Origin of the sequence: Pseudomonas sp. LM13 (assembly GCF_041381355.1) — a bacterium.
In the GTDB taxonomy this organism is placed as follows: domain Bacteria; phylum Pseudomonadota; class Gammaproteobacteria; order Pseudomonadales; family Pseudomonadaceae; genus Stutzerimonas; species Stutzerimonas frequens.
In genome coordinates this window covers 11,430-26,218 of the sequence record NZ_JACBXH010000019.1, presented here as the reverse complement: position 1 = coordinate 26,218, position 14,789 = coordinate 11,430, and the positions used below count along the sequence as shown (strand labels likewise).

Here is a 14,789-nt window from a genome sequence, read left to right as displayed (position 1 = left end):
GCACAAGACATGAAGGTGCTGGTGGTGGAAGACGAGGCGCTGCTGCGCCACCACTTGCAGACGCGGCTCGGTGAAAGCGGGCATATCGTCGATGCCGTGCCGGACGCCGAAGAAGCGCTGTATCGGACCCACGAATTCAACCACGATCTGGCCGTCATCGATCTCGGCCTGCCGGGTATCAGCGGGCTGGACCTGATCCGCCAGCTGCGCAGCCGTGGCAAGACCTTTCCCATCCTGATCCTCACCGCCCGCGGCAACTGGCAGGACAAGGTCGAGGGCCTGGCCGCCGGCGCCGACGACTATGTAGTCAAGCCGTTCCAGTTCGAGGAACTGGAGGCCCGGCTGAACGCGCTGCTGCGCCGTTCCAGCGGCTTCACCCAGGCCACCATCGAAGCCGGCCCACTGCTGCTCGATCTCAACCGCAAACAGGCCACGGCCAACGGCGAGCCGCTGGCGCTGACCGCCTACGAATACCGCATCCTCGAATACCTGATGCGTCACCAGCAGCAGGTGGTGGCCAAGGAACGGCTGATGGAGCAGCTCTACAGCGGCGACGAGGAGCGCGACCCGAACGTGATCGAAGTGCTGGTCGGACGGCTGCGGCGCAAGCTCGAAGCGCAGTGCGCGATGAAGCCCATCGAAACCGTGCGCGGCCTCGGCTATCTGTTCACCGAGCGCTGTCGATGAGTCGACGCTGGCGCCGGCTGCAGGCGCGCATACGAACCCGTCTGGGCGGTGCGATGTCGCTGCGTCTGCGTCTGATGCTCGGCGCCGCAAGCCTGGCCGCGCTGTTCATGCTGGTCCTGCTGCCGGTTTTGCAGGGCGCTTTCAGCCTGACCTTCGAGCGGGTCATCGAGCAGCGCCTGGCGGCCGATGCCAATACGCTGATCACCGCCGCCCAGGTCGAGGAGAGCCGGCTGCAGATGCCCGAGCGGCTGCCGGACGAGGAGTTCAACCTGCCGGATGCACGACTGCTCGGTTTCATCTACGACCGCCGCGGCAAGCTGGTCTGGCGTTCCCGCTCGGCCGCCGACGAGCGCATCGACTACCGCCCGCGCTATGAGGGCGGCACCAGCGAGTTCCTGCGCGTGCGCGACGAAGCCGGAACGGAATACTTCGCCTACGACGTCGAGCTGCACCTGGCCGGCAGCCGCGACAATGCGTTCAGCTTCGTCACCATGCAGCCGACCAGCGAATATCTCAGCCTGTTCGAGGAGTTTCGCCGGCAGCTCTACCTGTGGCTGGGCAGCGGCCTGCTGGTGCTGCTGGCCCTGCTCTGGCTAGGCCTGACCTGGGGCTTTCGCACCCTCAAGCGGGTCAGCGCCGAACTCGACCAGGTCGAGGCCGGGCAGCGCGAGCGCCTGAGCGACAACCACCCGCGCGAACTGCTGCGCCTGACCCGCTCGCTGAACCGCCTGCTGGACAGCGAACGGCGACAGCGCGAGCAGTACCGCAACTCCCTGGGCGACCTGGCGCACAGCCTGAAGACGCCGCTAAGCGTGCTGCAGGGCGTCGGCGAGACCCTTGCCGCGCAGACGCAGAGCCGCGAACAGGCCCAGGTGATGCAGGCGCAGATCGAACGCATGAGCCAGCAGATCGGCTATCAGCTGCAGCGCGCCAGCCTCAGCAAGAGCGGCCTGGTGCGCCACCGGGTCGAGCTCAGGCCATTGCTCGACAGCCTGTGCAGCACGTTGGACAAGGTCTACCGCGACAAACACGTGCAGGTCGACGTGCAGCTCGCCGAGCCCTGTGTCGTACCGATGGAACACGGCGCGCTGATGGAGCTGCTCGGCAATCTGCTGGAGAACGCCTACCGGCTCTGTCTCCGGCAGATACGCATCAGCGCACGCACGCATGACGGCGACCTGCTGCTGGGCATCGAGGACGACGGCCCCGGCGTGCCGGTGGACCAGCGCGCGCGCATCATCCGCCGTGGCGAACGCCTCGACGCCCAGCATCCCGGCCAGGGCATCGGCCTGGCGGTGGTCAAGGACATCCTCGACAGCTACGGCGGCGAACTCAGCCTGGGCGAGTCGGCGCTCGGTGGCGCGGCTTTTCGCATCCGGCTGCAGGCCGACTGACCGAACGGCACTCCCGCACTGCCCCGACCGCTGCTAGAGTTCGCTGCCGAGCTATCTGCAGCCCAATGGAGGGCGCATGTCGCTGGATGACCGCAAGAAACTCGTCCGTCAGCACATCGACCTGACCTGGAACCGCGGGCACCTGGCGCTCGCCGAGCATCTGCACAGCAAGGATTTCCTCTACAAGAGCTCCTTTATCGGTCGCCCGCTGGGCAGTGCCGAGTTTCTCGACATGGTCCGGCAGATCCGCCAGGCCATGCCGGAGCTGGAAGTGGTGGTCGAGGAATGCCTCGCCGAAGGCAACCGGGTGGTGACCTGGAGCACGCTGATCGGCAGCATCGCGCAGCCGGCGTTCGGCTATCCGCCCAGCGACAAGGTGCTGAGCATCTCCGCCATGGCCTTCTGGACCATCACCCCGACGCAGCAGGTGCAGGAGATCTGCACCATGTTCGACATGGAAAGCTTCCGCGCCCAGCTCGGCCTGGAGACCCGGCCGTTCGCCGAAAAGGCCCTGCCCTGATCACCACAGCCAGCCCAGCCACAACAGCGTCACCAGCAGCCAGGCACTGATCGCCAGGGCGCCGCGCTCCCATAGCCGGTTCCAGCGTCGCTCCCGCCTGCGCCAGCGCCCACGATCGAGCCGCACGCCGGGTTCGGGCAGCGGTGGCTGGCGCAGGAGACGCGTCAGGTATGACGATGCCCACAGTGCGGGGTTGGGCAAACGCGCAAGGTTGGACGGCACCTGCCAGCGCCGAAACAGCGCCCACCCGGTGAGACCCAACGCCAGCAGCAACGGCCAAAGCGCCGCCCACAAACCCGCCGGATACAAGCCTGCCAGCAGCGGATCGCGCAGCGCCGGCCACAGCCACGGCAGCGCCACCGAGGCCAGGCTGAGCAGTGCCCAGGGCAGCCATTGCCCGAGCGGCGCGCGCGTGCTGACCTGCTGCTGGTCGCGCCACATCAGCCAGAGTGCGCGCCAGAGCAGCACGGCGGTGGCGAAGCTGGCCAGCGTCAGCCATGGCGCCCAGGCGGCGAAGGCGCTGTCGTGCCAGGCGTCCTTGAGCAGGTACTTCACGGCTGCACCACTGGTGAGCGGCGCACCCATGATCGCCAGCGCCGGCAGGACCAGCAATAACCAACCGAGGCGTGGCAGGCGCCCCTCGTGAACCATCCCGGCGGCGAGAAACAGCGCACCCTTGGCCAGCCCGTGATGCACGCCAAACAGCACCAGCAGCGTGAGCAGCGCGGGGGACGGCGCCTCCAGGCTCCAGGCCAGCGCCAGGATCATCAGCAGCCAGCCCATCTGGCTCACCGATGACCAGGCCAGCACCGCTTTGGACTTAGCGGCGCGCAGTCCCAGCGCCGCGGCATAGAACGCGCCGAACAGGCCGACCACGAGCAACGGCGTGCTCCAGGCCGTCAGCGTTGGATCGGCCTCCGGCACACAGCGCCAGACGCCAAGGATGCCGGCCTTGAGCATCGCCCCGGAGAGCACCGTGCTGGCCGGTGCCGGCGCCTCGGGATGGGCCAGCGGCAGCCAGACGTGCAGCGGCCAGAAGCCGGCCTTCAGCCCGAGCCCGAGCAGCAGCAGGGCCAGGGTCAGGTGGTCGATCGGCTGCGCCTGCCAGCTGGCGAAGTCGAAGGCCAGCGCGGCGCCGTGGCTGCGCAGCAGCAGCCCGGCAAGCAGCAGCATTTCGCCGCCGATCGCCAGTTGCAGATACAGCCGCCCGGCGCGCCGCGGCCCCGGTCCACCGTGATGCACGATCAGCCCGTAGGCAGACAGGCTCATGGCACTGAAGCCGAGGTAGAAGCTCAGCGCATCGGTGGCGATGATCAGCAGCAGGTTGCCGGCCAATGCCAGCTGCCAGAAGGCCCAGAAGCGCAGCCGTCCCGCCCCATGGGCCAGGCTGCTGCTGGCGAAAACCGCGGCGCAGCCCCAGAGCACGGCGGAAAAGCCCAGCCAGGCGCGAGTCAGCGCATCGTCGGCGCCCCAGCGCACGCCTTCCCAAAGCCAGGGCAGCTCCAGTGACGGCGGTGGTTGCAGCGTCGCCAGCAGCGCCGGCAGACAACTCAGCCAGAGCCAGGGCAGGCAGCGTTCGCGCAGCCAGGGCAGCAACGCGCCGCCGAGCAGCGGAGCGAAGGGCACCAGCAGCCAGAGCCAGGCGTTCATATGGCGAACTCCCGCTCGACGATCAGCTGGCTCCAGCCCAGCGGGCTGAGCGCCGTCGCTGCCAGCAACCCGACCAGCAGCGATAGCAACGCGGTGAGCAATGGCGGAAGCAGCAGCATCCAGTGGGTCTCGAAGCGCTCGTCGGCCCAGCGGTTCTGGTGCCAGTCGGCGGGCTCGGCGAACCAGCCGCGCCAGAGCAGCGGCAGAAAGTAGGCGGCGTTGAGCAACGCGGAGCCGAGCAACACCAGCAGCGCCCAGTCCTGTCCGACCTGCAGTGCGCCGAGCCCGAGCGTCCATTTGCTGATGAAGCCGGCGATCGGCGGTATGCCGATCATGCCCAGCGCGCCCACCGAGAACGCCGTCATGGTCCAGGGCATGCGCCGGCCGACGCCATCCATCTCGCGGATGCGATGGATGCCCAGGGTCTCGGCGAAGTTGCCCGCACAGTAGAACAGCGTGACCTTCATCAGCCCCTGATGGACCAGGTGCACCAGGCCGCCCACCGCGGCGATCGGCCCGAGCAGCGCCACCCCCAGCGTGACGTAGGACACCTGACTGATGGTCGAGTAGGCCAGGCGCTTCTTCAGTTCCTGCTGCTGCATGGCACGCAACGAGCCGTAGAGAATGGTCGCGGCCGCCAGCCAGAGCAGCGGCGTGGTGAGGTCCAGGCGCAGCAGCGCCTCGGCGCCGAACACGTCGTAGACCACCCGCACGATGCCGAAGGCGCCCGCCTTCACCACCGCCACCGCATGCAACAGCGCGCTGACCGGCGCCGGCGCGACCATCGCCTGCGGTAGCCAGCCATGCAGCGGGATAAGCGCGGCCTTCACGCCGAGGCCGAAGATCAGCAGGGCGAAGGCCACGCGCAGCGTCAGGTCGTGCTCCTCGACCTGCTCCAGCAGATAGCCGGCGGCCTGGAAATCCGGCGTACCGGCGATGCTGTGCAGCAGCGCCACACCCATCAGTACCAGGGTGCCGCCAGCGACCGTGTAGGCCAGATAGATGCGCCCGGCGGCCAGCGACTCCGGCGTGCCGCGATGCACCACCAATGGGAAGGTGGCGAGGGTCAGCAGCTCGTAGAACAGCAGGAAGCTGACCAGGTTGCCGGCCAAGGCCAGGCCGACGGTGGCGCTGACGCACAGGCTGAAGTAGCCGAAGAAGCGCGAGCGCAGCGGCGAATTTTCCAGATAGCCGATGGCGTAGACGGTGGTCACCGCCCACAGCAGCGAAGACAGCGCGACGAACAGCAGCGACAGCGCATCGGCCTGCAGCACCAGCGGCGCACCGGGCAGCAGCGACACGCTGAAACGGTACTCGCTGCCCTGGCTGACGCCGTAGAGCATGCTCGCGACCAGCACCAGCTTGAGCGTCACGCCGAGCAGGTTGAGGCTCACCCGCAGGCGCTGCTGTTCCTCGCGCAGCGCGAAGATCACCAGGCCCGGCAGCAGCGAACTGAGCACGATGCCCAGCGGCAACAGCTCACGCCAGCTCATCGCCCGAGCCCTCCGAGCCAGAGCAGCAGCGGCTCGCTGATCAGCGCCAGCCCCCAGACCAGCAGCGCCGGCAGCAGGGCCAGCCACTGCGCCAGGCGATCGGCATGAATGCTCGGCGGGTTCGGCCGGGCGCGGTCGAAGCCATGGGCCACCACGCGGAATACGTAGGCGGCCGACATCAGCGTGCCGAACAGCACGCCCAGCGCCCAGGGCCAGTGCTGCGGCCGCTCGAACAGCGGCTGCAGCAGCAGCCACTTGGCCAGGAAGCCGCCACTGGGGGGCAGCCCGACCAGGCTGCCGCCGGCCACGGCGAAGGCAGCGAGAGCGATCGGCACGTTCTGGCTGGCGCCCTTCATGCCGTTGACCCGCTTGCTGCCGAGAATGGTCTGCAACTCGCCGGCGGCGAGGAACATCGACACCTTGGCCAGCCCATGGGCCAGCACGAACAGCCACAGCGCCGCATGCAGGCGCGGTTCGTCCAGATGCAGCAGCAGGCCGAGCGCCAGCAGCGCATAGCCCAGCTGGGCGACCGTCGAGTAGGCCACCAGGGTCTTCAGCCGCGGCGCGCGCAGTGCCGACCAGCCGCCAGCAACCAGCGCCAGCACGCCCGCACTGCCGAACAGCAGGCCGGCATCGTGACTGAAGGGTGCCGGCGCGATCTCGCTCCAGATCAGCCAGAGGATGTACAGCGGGCCCTTGACCACCAGCGCCGAGAGCAGCGCGCTGACCGCGGTCGGCGCCGCGGCGTGGGCTGGCGGCAACCACAGGTGCAGCGGCCAGAGTGCGGCCTTGAGCATCAGCCCAACGCTCATCAGCAGCAGCGCCAGATGGGTCGCGCCGTCGGCTTCGGTCAAGCGCGCCAGCAGGGCCAGATCGAGCAGCCCGTAGCGCCCGTAGATCAGCGCCACGCCAAGCAGGTAGGCCAGCGAGCCGGCCAGCGACAGCAGCAAGTAGTTCAGCGCCGGTTTCCACGCCTTGCGCCCGGCCAACGACACCAGCGCCACGGCCACCAGGCTGAGCAGTTCCAGGGTCACGTAGAGGTTGAACAGATCGGCCGACAGCCACAGCGCCGCCAGTGCCGCGTGCAGCAGGCAGGACAATGGCCAGTAGTCCGCCTTGCCGGTGGCATGGGTGATGCGCGCGGCATACAGCGCCACCAGCAGGTGCAGCCCGGCGGTGAATACCAGCAGTAGCGCGGCCAGGGGCGTCAGGCGAAAACGAATCGCCAGCCCCGCCTCCCAGCCGCCGATGAACAGGCTGCGTTCGCCATGGTCGAGCACCACCTGCAGCGCCATGACCGCCGCCAGGAGCGCGCCGAGGCTCAGCGCGATCACCCAGCGGCCGCCGCGTGCCGGGCGCAGCAGGATCAGCAGCAACGCGCCGGCCAGGGGCAGCAGCAGGCTGACCAGCGCGGCGTTCATCGCTTGGTCTCCGACGCCAGCGCACTGCTCAGGCGCAGCGCCAGCGCGGTGGCACTGACGGCGACCACCAGCCCGGTGACCACCAGCGCCACCAGCAGCGGATCGCTCGGATCATGACGCGCCGCCAGCGCGATCATCACCAGGAACACACCACTGCCCATCAGGTTGATGGCGATGATCCTCCGCAGTGCATGACGCAGCGTCAGCAGGCCGTGCAGACCGAGCAGCCAGAGGGCGAAACCGATGGTGATCCAGAACAGCGTGGCGCTCATGACTGCGGCTCCGGATCGTCGCCGATCACCAGCAGGCTCAGGCTGGCGGCGATGGACAGCGTCGCCGTGGCCTCGATGAAGACGATCAGCGGCTTGGCCCAGCCGACCGGGTAGTGCAGCCAGCCATCGCCGAACCAGGCACAGGCGGCGGCCACACCGACGAACAGCAGCAGCCCGATCAGCACCAGCAGGCGCAGCGGCCAGAAACTCCAGTACAGCGCCGGCAGCGCACCCGCCAGGCGCAGCAGGACGATGCCGGACGCCAGCAACGCGCCAGCCTGGAATGCGCCACCCGGTGAGGCCGCACCGCGCCAGAGCACATAGCCGCCGGCGAGCACCAGCAGCGGCGCGAGGGTTCGGCCCCAGGCGCGCAACAATGGCCAGGGCTCGCTCAGCTGCGGCTGCAGCGTGCCGAGCTGGCGCGCGCCAAGCAACGCCAGCAGCAGCACCGCCAGTTCCAGCAAGGTGTCCCAGGCACGGAAGTTCAGCAGCACCGCCGTCACCGGATGCTCGACCCCACTCTGCGCAAGGGAGGCATCGATCTGCGCCGGAACGCCTGGCTGCAACTCGGCCAACGGCGCCAGCTGCGGCAACACCATCAACAAGAGCGGCAGCAGCACCGCCACCGCAGCCAGGCGCCGGCGGCGTGACAGACTCGGTTCGCTGCTGGCCCGGGGCTGGCGCGCCAGCGCGGCGAACAGCAGCACACCGGTCAGCCCGGCACCGATGGCGGCTTCGGCCAGCGCCAGGTCGGCGGCTCCCAGCCGCGCCCAGACCAGCGCCAGCACCAGGCCGAAGGCGATGAACAGCAACACGCCGGCATACAGCTGGCGCACATGCAGCGCGCCGCCGGCCAGGCCGAGCAGCAACAGGCCGAGCACTGCATCGAGCAGCCAGTCAGTCATCCTCGCCCTCCTCGCCGGCCTGGCGCGCCAGCAACTGGCAGGCGGTGGCGCCGGAGGCCAGCACCAGCAGCCAGATCAGCAGCATCTGCGCCACTTCCAGCAGACTGGTCGCACGCAACGCGAGCCCGGCGACCACCAGGCCGAGGCCGAGGGTATCGGCCTTGGTCAACGCATGCAGCCGGCTCAGGGTATCGGGAAAGCGCAGCAGGCCGACGCTGCCGGCAAAGAAGAACAGCAGGCCGCCGGCCAAGAGCAGCCAACTGAAGGCATTCAGCAGCTCATTCATGGCGACTGCGCCGCAACAGTTGCACCAGCGCGGCGCTGACAATCGCCGCCAGCAGTGCCAGCACCAGCGCCGCATCGCGCAACGTCGGAGCGCCCTGCCACTGCGCCAGCACCAGCAACAGCGCGGTGCCAGCGGTGCCGAACAGCTGCACGGCGAGCAACCTGTCGACCCGGCCGGGTCCGAGCAGCACGCGCCAAAGCCCGACCAACAAGGTCAGCAGCAGGAGCGCCGCGAAGACCGCCATCACGACGCATCCCCTGCAGCGAGCAGCTGATCGAGGCGTTGCTCCAGCTCATCGACGGCGGCCTGCCAGGGCTGGCGCTCGTCCAGCACGTGCACCCACATCCGTTCGCCCTCGATGCGTGAAGCCAGTGTGCCGGGCAGCAGCCCGACCATCGCCGACAGCAGCAGGCGCACCCGCGGCGAACGGCTGCTGAAGGCGTAGGGATGCCACGCCGGCTGCAGTGGGCAGCTGGGTCGCAGGGCACGAAGGGCCACGTCCCAGCCACCCAGCAGCATGTGCTTGAGAAACAGCCCGACAAACGCCGGCAGCGCAGCCAGCCGGATAGTCAGCGGCCGCAACCCCAGCCAGAGGCTCAGAGCAACCGCCAGCAGCACCGTCGGCGCACCCAGCAACCAACCCTGCCCGGCGGCGAACAGGGCCCAGAGCGCGGTGTAGATCAGCAACCAGAAGAGCGCGTCGGCAGCTCCGCGACGCAGTGCGGCGTGGCTCATCCCATTCTCCTTGGCATTCCGATCTTTGTAACAAGTCGAGGCCAAGAGTTCGCCGCTGTCCATATTCCGCGGCGAAATGCGTTGTATCAGCAGATTGCCGCTCGGCTTGGTTCTCCACAGGCGAGACAGGCGGAACGTCCGCGGCCGTCACCGGATGCCACCCCTGTGGCCACGCATGAGCGCACGGAATGACAAGCGCCCGATGAGGGCTAGGCGCCGGCGAGCCGCACGCAGCGGAATCCGAATGAGTGCAACCGCGGTGTTGCTGGCCGGTCTGGGAGCCAAACGCTGGAGCTGCAGGCGCCGCGCTCAGCGCAGGTAGCGCACGAACCAGTCGCCGGCCAGCTGGGCAACCTCTTCCAGCGTGCCGTGCTCCTCGAACAGGTGGCTGGCACCGGGCACCACCACCAGTTGATGTTCGCATTGCAAACGTGCCGCGGCGGCGCGGTTGAGTTCGAGCACCTCCAGATCGCGGCTGCCGACGATGAACAGCGAAGCGGCGTGGACTCGTGCCAGCGACGGCTCGGCCAGATCGACACGGCCGCCGCGCGAGACCACCGCCGCGATGTCCGCCGGGCGTGACGCCGCGGTGGTAAGCGCCGCGGCGGCACCGGTGCTGGCGCCAAACAGGCCGATGCGCAGTTCGCGCAACTGCGCATCGCTGCTCAACTGGTCGACCACGCCAGTCAGGCGCTGGCTGAGCAGCGGAATGTCGAAGCGCAGCTGGCGGGTGATCTCGTCGATGGGTTGTTCGTGCTTGGTCAGCAGGTCGAACAGCAAGGTGCCCAGGCCCAACTCGTTGAAGCGCCGCGCCACGCTCTGGTTGCGTGGGCTGTGCCGGCTGCTGCCGCTGCCGTGGACGAACACCACCAGCCCGGTGGCATGCGGCGGCAGACAGAGGTCGCCATGCAGGCGGGCCTTGCCGAGGGTGAAGCGCATCGGTGTCGATGAAGGCTGGCTCATGCCGGCTGCCCTCCGCTGCTCCAGGCGCGCCGCAGCAAATCGACCACCAGCTGGTCCGGGGTCTGGTCGAAATTCTGATACCAGCGGCCAATGGCGTAGAGGTCGTGGGGCATGTGCAAGCAGCCGACACGGTCGGCCAGCGGCTCCAGCTGCGCGACGCTCTCCGGCGCCGCCACCGGCACCGCCACGGTGATGCTCGCCGGCTCCAGCTGGCGCACCGCCTTCACCGCGGCACGCATGGTGGCGCCGGTGGCCAGTCCGTCGTCCACCAGGATTACCGCGCGTCCGGTGACGGCTGGCCGCGGACGGTCGCCGCGATAGGCCTGTTCGCGGCGCTGCAGCTCGTGGCTCTCCTGGGCGATGGTGCCGTCGATCTCGGCCTTGGAGACGTGCACGTAGCGCACGATGTCCTCGTTCATCACCCGCACACCGCCACTGGCAATGGCGCCCATGGCCAGCTCGCGATTGCCCGGCGTGCCGAGCTTGCGCACGACCAGAATGTCCAGCTCCAGGCCGAGGCGCTGCGCCACTTCGAACGCCACCGGCACACCGCCGCGCGGCAGCGCCAGCACCAGGGCATCGGTCCAGTCGTCCTCCTGCGCGAGCCGCTCGGCCAATGCCTCGCCTGCATATATTCGATCAGGGAAAGGGATCTTCAGGGTCATGGCCGGTTCCTCGCTACGCTGCCGATTGCAATGGAGTCTGGCTCAAGAATGGGAGGTCCGCGGGCTGCTGCGACAAACAACGCGGTCGCCACTGATCGGTGCGGGTACGAAAGGCATTGCCGTCATATGTCTGGCGCCATTAAAGTGCCATTATTGCGACCGTGCCGCTCGGTCGGCGCGACCTCTGCCAGCGGAAGGATACCCATGCCGAACAACAAGAAACCCCGGGTTGCCCGGTGCGCACGCAGCGTTCTGCTGATGACCGTGAGCCTGCTGCTGTTTCCCTCCACCTCGCTGCAGGCGGCACAGAGCCTGACGCTGCTGACCTGGGAGGAATTCCTTGGCGAGGCGGTGATCGAGCGCTGGCAGGCCGAGACCGGCGTGGAGATCCGGCAGATCTACTTCGACAGCGGCGACAAGCGCGACGAAGTGCTGGCCAAGACCGACCACCAGGTCGATGTCGCCCTGACCGAGCTGATCAGTTCCTCCCGTTTCGGCGCACGCGGGCTGCTGCAACCGCTGGACCAGGCCACGCTGCCAGGGCTGCGCCACATCCCGCAACGCTGGCGTGACAGCTGCGGCCCGCACAGCGTGCCGTACCTCTGGGGCACGCTCGGCATCGCCTACCGCAGTGACCGTGTCGAACGCACGCCCCGCTCCTGGGCAGACCTGCTGCAGCCGGCTCGGGCGAACGAGCCACACATCATCATGATGGAAGACCACGAGGACATCCTCGCCAGCCCGCTGATCCTCCAGCAACGCTCGATCAACACCGCGGACAACGACGAGCTGAAGGCCGCGTTCGAGCTGCTCATGGCCCAGGCGCCGGCCGTGCTCACCTACGAATACGTGATCACTTCCCTGCGCAGCCAGCGCTATCTGGATCAGGCGGACATGGCCCTGGCCTACAGCGGTGACCAGCAGGTCCTCAACGAGGTCGAGGGCATCGACGGCGAACCCTGGCGCTACGTGGTGCCGGAAGAAGGCACGCTGCTGTGGGTGGACTGCCTATCGGTGCCGACCAGCACCCCGAACAAGGCCCTGGCGTATCGCTTCCTGGAGTTTCTCCTGCGCCCGGAAATCGCCGCGCTGAACGCCGCCGAGCTGGGTGTGGCGACCCCCAATGCCGCAGCACGGGCGCTGCTGCCGGCAGAGGTACGCCAGGACCCGAGCATCTACCCACCGGAGCCGGTGCTCGAGCGCAGCCAGGTCTACGAACCGCGCCCGCTGCAGGCCACGCAGACGCGGCGACGCATCATCAGCGCACTGATCAACGCCCATGACGCTCGGTAAGCGCGCCCTGCTGGTGATCTTTCCGGTCATTCTGATCATCCAGCTGGTTGCCGCGACCACCGCCTACCTGACCCAGCGGTCCGCACTGCTGGATCTGGAACAGGCCCGCCTGGCGCAGCAGCTGTCCGCGCTGAAATCGGCCTATCTGGACTACGAGGCCTTCAACCGCAGCGTGCTCTACTCGATCATGGAAAGCGAGGCGCTGCTGGCATTCCTGCGCGAGGCGGATACCGCCTTTCGCAACGACACCCTCGGGCTGAGCATCCAGCAGGCCATCCGCTCGCTGTCGACCGCCAAGCTGTCCTTCGCCTCGGTCGCCATCGTTCAGCCGGACGGCGAGCCGGCGTACTACTTCGAAAGCAGCCTGTCGCCGTTCGCCAGCATGAACGTGATCCAGCAGCAGGTCGTTCGGCAGGCGAAGCAGGGGCTGGAGCCCGCCGCAATGGTCTATGTCGAGCAGGCCGAGGGCGGCCCGCTTCTGCTGCAGACCGACTTCATCCTGCCCGCATCCGGCAGCCGGCCATTGCCCAGCCAGCGTGGCGAAGCCTTCGCCCTGCAGCTGGCGGTGCGCCCGGAGGCCTTCATTGCGCTGAAACAGGCGCTTGAACACGAATACCGCGCGCAGCTTGAGATCGCCGCCGAACTGGCTCCGATCCAGCCGGAGCTGTCCGCCGACGTGCTGCTGTCGCGCTCGCTGTATGCGCGGCTCACCCCGGCCCCGGAATATCTCGCCGAGCGTCTGCAAACGCTGCGCCTGGCGTTCCTCGCCGGTGGCGCGCTGGTGTGCGTGGTTTCCATCGGCCTGTTGCTGCTGTTGATCCGCCGCTACGTCACCGCCCCCATCAGCCAGCTCGACGACCAGCTCACCGACCTGTTGCTGTGCAAGCGCGCCGCACTCGACGAACCCACCGTCGGCGGCGAAATCGGCCGCCTGACGCTGAACATGAAGACGCTGCACGATCACAACACCGCCGCGCTGCGCCGTATCCAGGAGATCTCCTGGACCGACAGCCTGACCCAGACCAGCAATCGCGCGCATTTCGGCATGCTCGCCAACGCCATGTACGAACGCTGCCTGCACAGCGACAAGCGTCTGGCGCTGCTGTTCATCGATCTGGACAACTTCAAGCAGGTCAACGATCAGCACGGTCACGATGCCGGCGACACGCTGCTGCGGATTTTTGCCCAGCGCGCCCAGGGCGTGCTGGAGGCGCACCGGCTGCGCCATCCGCAGACGGAAACGGCCCTGGCCCGTTTGTCAGGCGACGAGTTCGCCATCCTGCTGCTGACCGAGCCCGGCGCTGCAGATCTGGAAGAGCTGTGCGAGGCACTGCTGGGGCTGTGTCGTGGCGGCTTCCGTCTCGAGGATCGGCTCTACCCGGTGGGACTGAGCATCGGCACCGCCCGCTACCCGGACGACGCGGATTCCATCACCCAGCTGCTGACCCGTGCCGATACCGCGATGTATCAGGCCAAGGCCGAAGGCAAGAACGCGGTGGTGGCCTTCAACGGCGAGCTCGAACAGCGCAACGAGCGCATCCGCCTGATCGAAGAGCAGCTGCGCGCGCTCGACGGCGACGACCAGCTGCGCCTGGTCTATATGCCGGCGCTCGACCGTGAAGGTGCGGTGGTCAGCTGCGAAGTGCTGCTGCGCTGGCATTCGCCGATCCTCGGCACCGTCTCGCCGGCGGAGTTCATCCCCATCGCCGAGCGTGCCGGGCTGTTCCCGAAGATCGACAGCTGGGTGATCGACCATGCACTGGCCGAGTACCCCGAGCTGGTCCGCCTGTTTGGCGAGGGTGTCATTCTGGCGATCAACGTGTCCTCGGCCCAGCTGGTGGACGATCGCATCTGCCGCTACCTGATCGAGCGCGCCGCCCACCACGGCATCGAGCCGGGCAGGATTGAAATCGAGCTGACCGAAACCTATGCCGCCGAGCTGAGCAAGGACACCATGGCGGTGGTCAAGGGCATGCGCCAGGCGGGTTTCCGCGTGGCGATCGACGACTTCGGCGTCGGCTACACCTCGTTCCAGCAGCTGCTGCAGTACCCGGCGGACACCATCAAGCTGGACATGGTGATCGTCGACAGCCTCACCCGCCCGGACATGCAGCAGAGCCTCGCGGCGCTCATCGCCTTCTGCCATGCGCAGGGCAAACGGGTGAACGCCGAGGGCGTGGACAACATGGAAAAGCAGTCGGCCCTGCTCGAGGCCGGCTGCGACCTGTTCCAAGGCTACCTGCTCTCGCCGCCGCGTTCGCTGTCGGCGCTGGCAGACTGGATGGCCGTGCGCCGGCGCGCACTGGCGCCGCTGCGCCTGGAGCAGCTGACGCCACGCGAGGTGTCGCAGCCCTGTTGAGCAAGTCGCATCGGCACGCGCCCAGCAACCGCCCGTGTTCCTTGATCAGCGGTGTACGCAGGTGGTTGCCGGCATCGATGGCAAACCGCGGGCCCAGCCCTTGGCGCACAGCTGCCCGGCGCTCGCCACCGCCCCGACATGCGCCG

The 14,789-nt window shown here is 68.1% G+C and carries 15 protein-coding genes; 5 read left to right on the top strand and 10 right to left on the bottom strand.

Going from position 1 to position 14,789, the window contains the following annotated elements; translation table 11 throughout:
- Window positions 1–9: 9 nt before the first annotated feature.
- The 3 genes from HZR81_RS13310 (at window position 10) to HZR81_RS13300 (ending at window position 2,601) form a co-directional block, all read left to right on the top strand.
- A complete protein-coding gene (locus tag HZR81_RS13310) occupies window positions 10–687 on the top strand; it encodes a response regulator (protein WP_500128354.1) in 678 nt (225 codons plus the stop codon).
- A complete protein-coding gene (locus HZR81_RS13305) occupies window positions 684–2,081 on the top strand; it encodes an ATP-binding protein (protein WP_500128352.1) in 1,398 nt (465 codons plus the stop codon). Before HZR81_RS13310 ends, HZR81_RS13305 begins: the two co-directional genes overlap by 4 nt.
- Window positions 2,082–2,157: 76 nt before the next feature.
- Window positions 2,158–2,601 carry a ketosteroid isomerase-related protein gene (locus HZR81_RS13300; protein WP_208217325.1) on the top strand — a complete coding sequence of 148 codons (444 nt, stop codon included), beginning with the start codon at window positions 2,158–2,160 and terminating at the stop codon, window positions 2,599–2,601.
- On the opposite strand, the gene HZR81_RS13295 is transcribed toward HZR81_RS13300, so the two are convergent.
- The 10 genes from HZR81_RS13295 to HZR81_RS13250 form a co-directional block, all read right to left on the bottom strand.
- Window positions 2,602–4,251, bottom strand: coding sequence for a complex I subunit 5 family protein (locus tag HZR81_RS13295; protein ID WP_500128351.1), 1,650 nt, complete (start codon window positions 4,249–4,251; stop codon window positions 2,602–2,604).
- Entirely contained in the window at window positions 4,248–5,744 is a 1,497-nt protein-coding gene (locus tag HZR81_RS13290; protein ID WP_500128350.1) for a complex I subunit 5 family protein, read from the bottom strand. The genes HZR81_RS13295 and HZR81_RS13290 overlap by 4 nt, the downstream gene beginning before the upstream one ends.
- Complete coding sequence (locus tag HZR81_RS13285; protein WP_161612543.1) at window positions 5,741–7,165, bottom strand: complex I subunit 5 family protein; 1,425 nt, start codon at window positions 7,163–7,165, stop codon at window positions 5,741–5,743. Before HZR81_RS13285 ends, HZR81_RS13290 begins: the two co-directional genes overlap by 4 nt.
- Window positions 7,162–7,437, bottom strand: a complete 276-nt coding sequence (locus HZR81_RS13280) for an NADH-quinone oxidoreductase subunit K (RefSeq protein WP_125920635.1) — start codon at window positions 7,435–7,437, stop codon at window positions 7,162–7,164. The genes HZR81_RS13285 and HZR81_RS13280 overlap by 4 nt, the downstream gene beginning before the upstream one ends.
- Window positions 7,434–8,342 (bottom strand): hydrogenase subunit MbhD domain-containing protein, encoded by a 909-nt coding sequence (locus tag HZR81_RS13275; RefSeq protein ID WP_500128348.1) that lies wholly within the window; start codon window positions 8,340–8,342, stop codon window positions 7,434–7,436. Before HZR81_RS13275 ends, HZR81_RS13280 begins: the two co-directional genes overlap by 4 nt.
- A complete protein-coding gene (locus HZR81_RS13270; RefSeq protein WP_110778307.1) occupies window positions 8,335–8,628 on the bottom strand; it encodes a cation:proton antiporter in 294 nt (97 codons plus the stop codon). The genes HZR81_RS13275 and HZR81_RS13270 overlap by 8 nt, the downstream gene beginning before the upstream one ends.
- Window positions 8,621–8,872, bottom strand: a complete 252-nt coding sequence (locus HZR81_RS13265) for a monovalent cation/H+ antiporter complex subunit F (RefSeq protein WP_500128347.1) — start codon at window positions 8,870–8,872, stop codon at window positions 8,621–8,623. The genes HZR81_RS13270 and HZR81_RS13265 overlap by 8 nt, the downstream gene beginning before the upstream one ends.
- Complete coding sequence (locus tag HZR81_RS13260) at window positions 8,872–9,363, bottom strand: Na+/H+ antiporter subunit E (RefSeq protein ID WP_063539477.1); 492 nt, start codon at window positions 9,361–9,363, stop codon at window positions 8,872–8,874. The genes HZR81_RS13265 and HZR81_RS13260 overlap by 1 nt, the downstream gene beginning before the upstream one ends.
- Window positions 9,364–9,672: 309 nt before the next feature.
- Window positions 9,673–10,326: a dienelactone hydrolase family protein gene (locus tag HZR81_RS13255; protein ID WP_125868686.1), complete on the bottom strand. Its 654-nt coding sequence runs from the start codon at window positions 10,324–10,326 to the stop codon at window positions 9,673–9,675.
- Window positions 10,323–10,991 carry a phosphoribosyltransferase gene (locus HZR81_RS13250; protein WP_500128346.1) on the bottom strand — a complete coding sequence of 223 codons (669 nt, stop codon included), beginning with the start codon at window positions 10,989–10,991 and terminating at the stop codon, window positions 10,323–10,325. Before HZR81_RS13250 ends, HZR81_RS13255 begins: the two co-directional genes overlap by 4 nt.
- Window positions 10,992–11,195: 204 nt before the next feature.
- Here HZR81_RS13250 and HZR81_RS13245 point away from each other — a divergent pair, with 204 nt between their 5' ends.
- Entirely contained in the window at window positions 11,196–12,284 is a 1,089-nt protein-coding gene (locus tag HZR81_RS13245; RefSeq protein ID WP_444815368.1) for an extracellular solute-binding protein, read from the top strand.
- A complete protein-coding gene (locus HZR81_RS13240) occupies window positions 12,271–14,643 on the top strand; it encodes a putative bifunctional diguanylate cyclase/phosphodiesterase (RefSeq protein ID WP_500128345.1) in 2,373 nt (790 codons plus the stop codon). The genes HZR81_RS13245 and HZR81_RS13240 overlap by 14 nt, the downstream gene beginning before the upstream one ends.
- The last annotated feature ends 146 nt before the right edge of the window (window positions 14,644–14,789 follow it).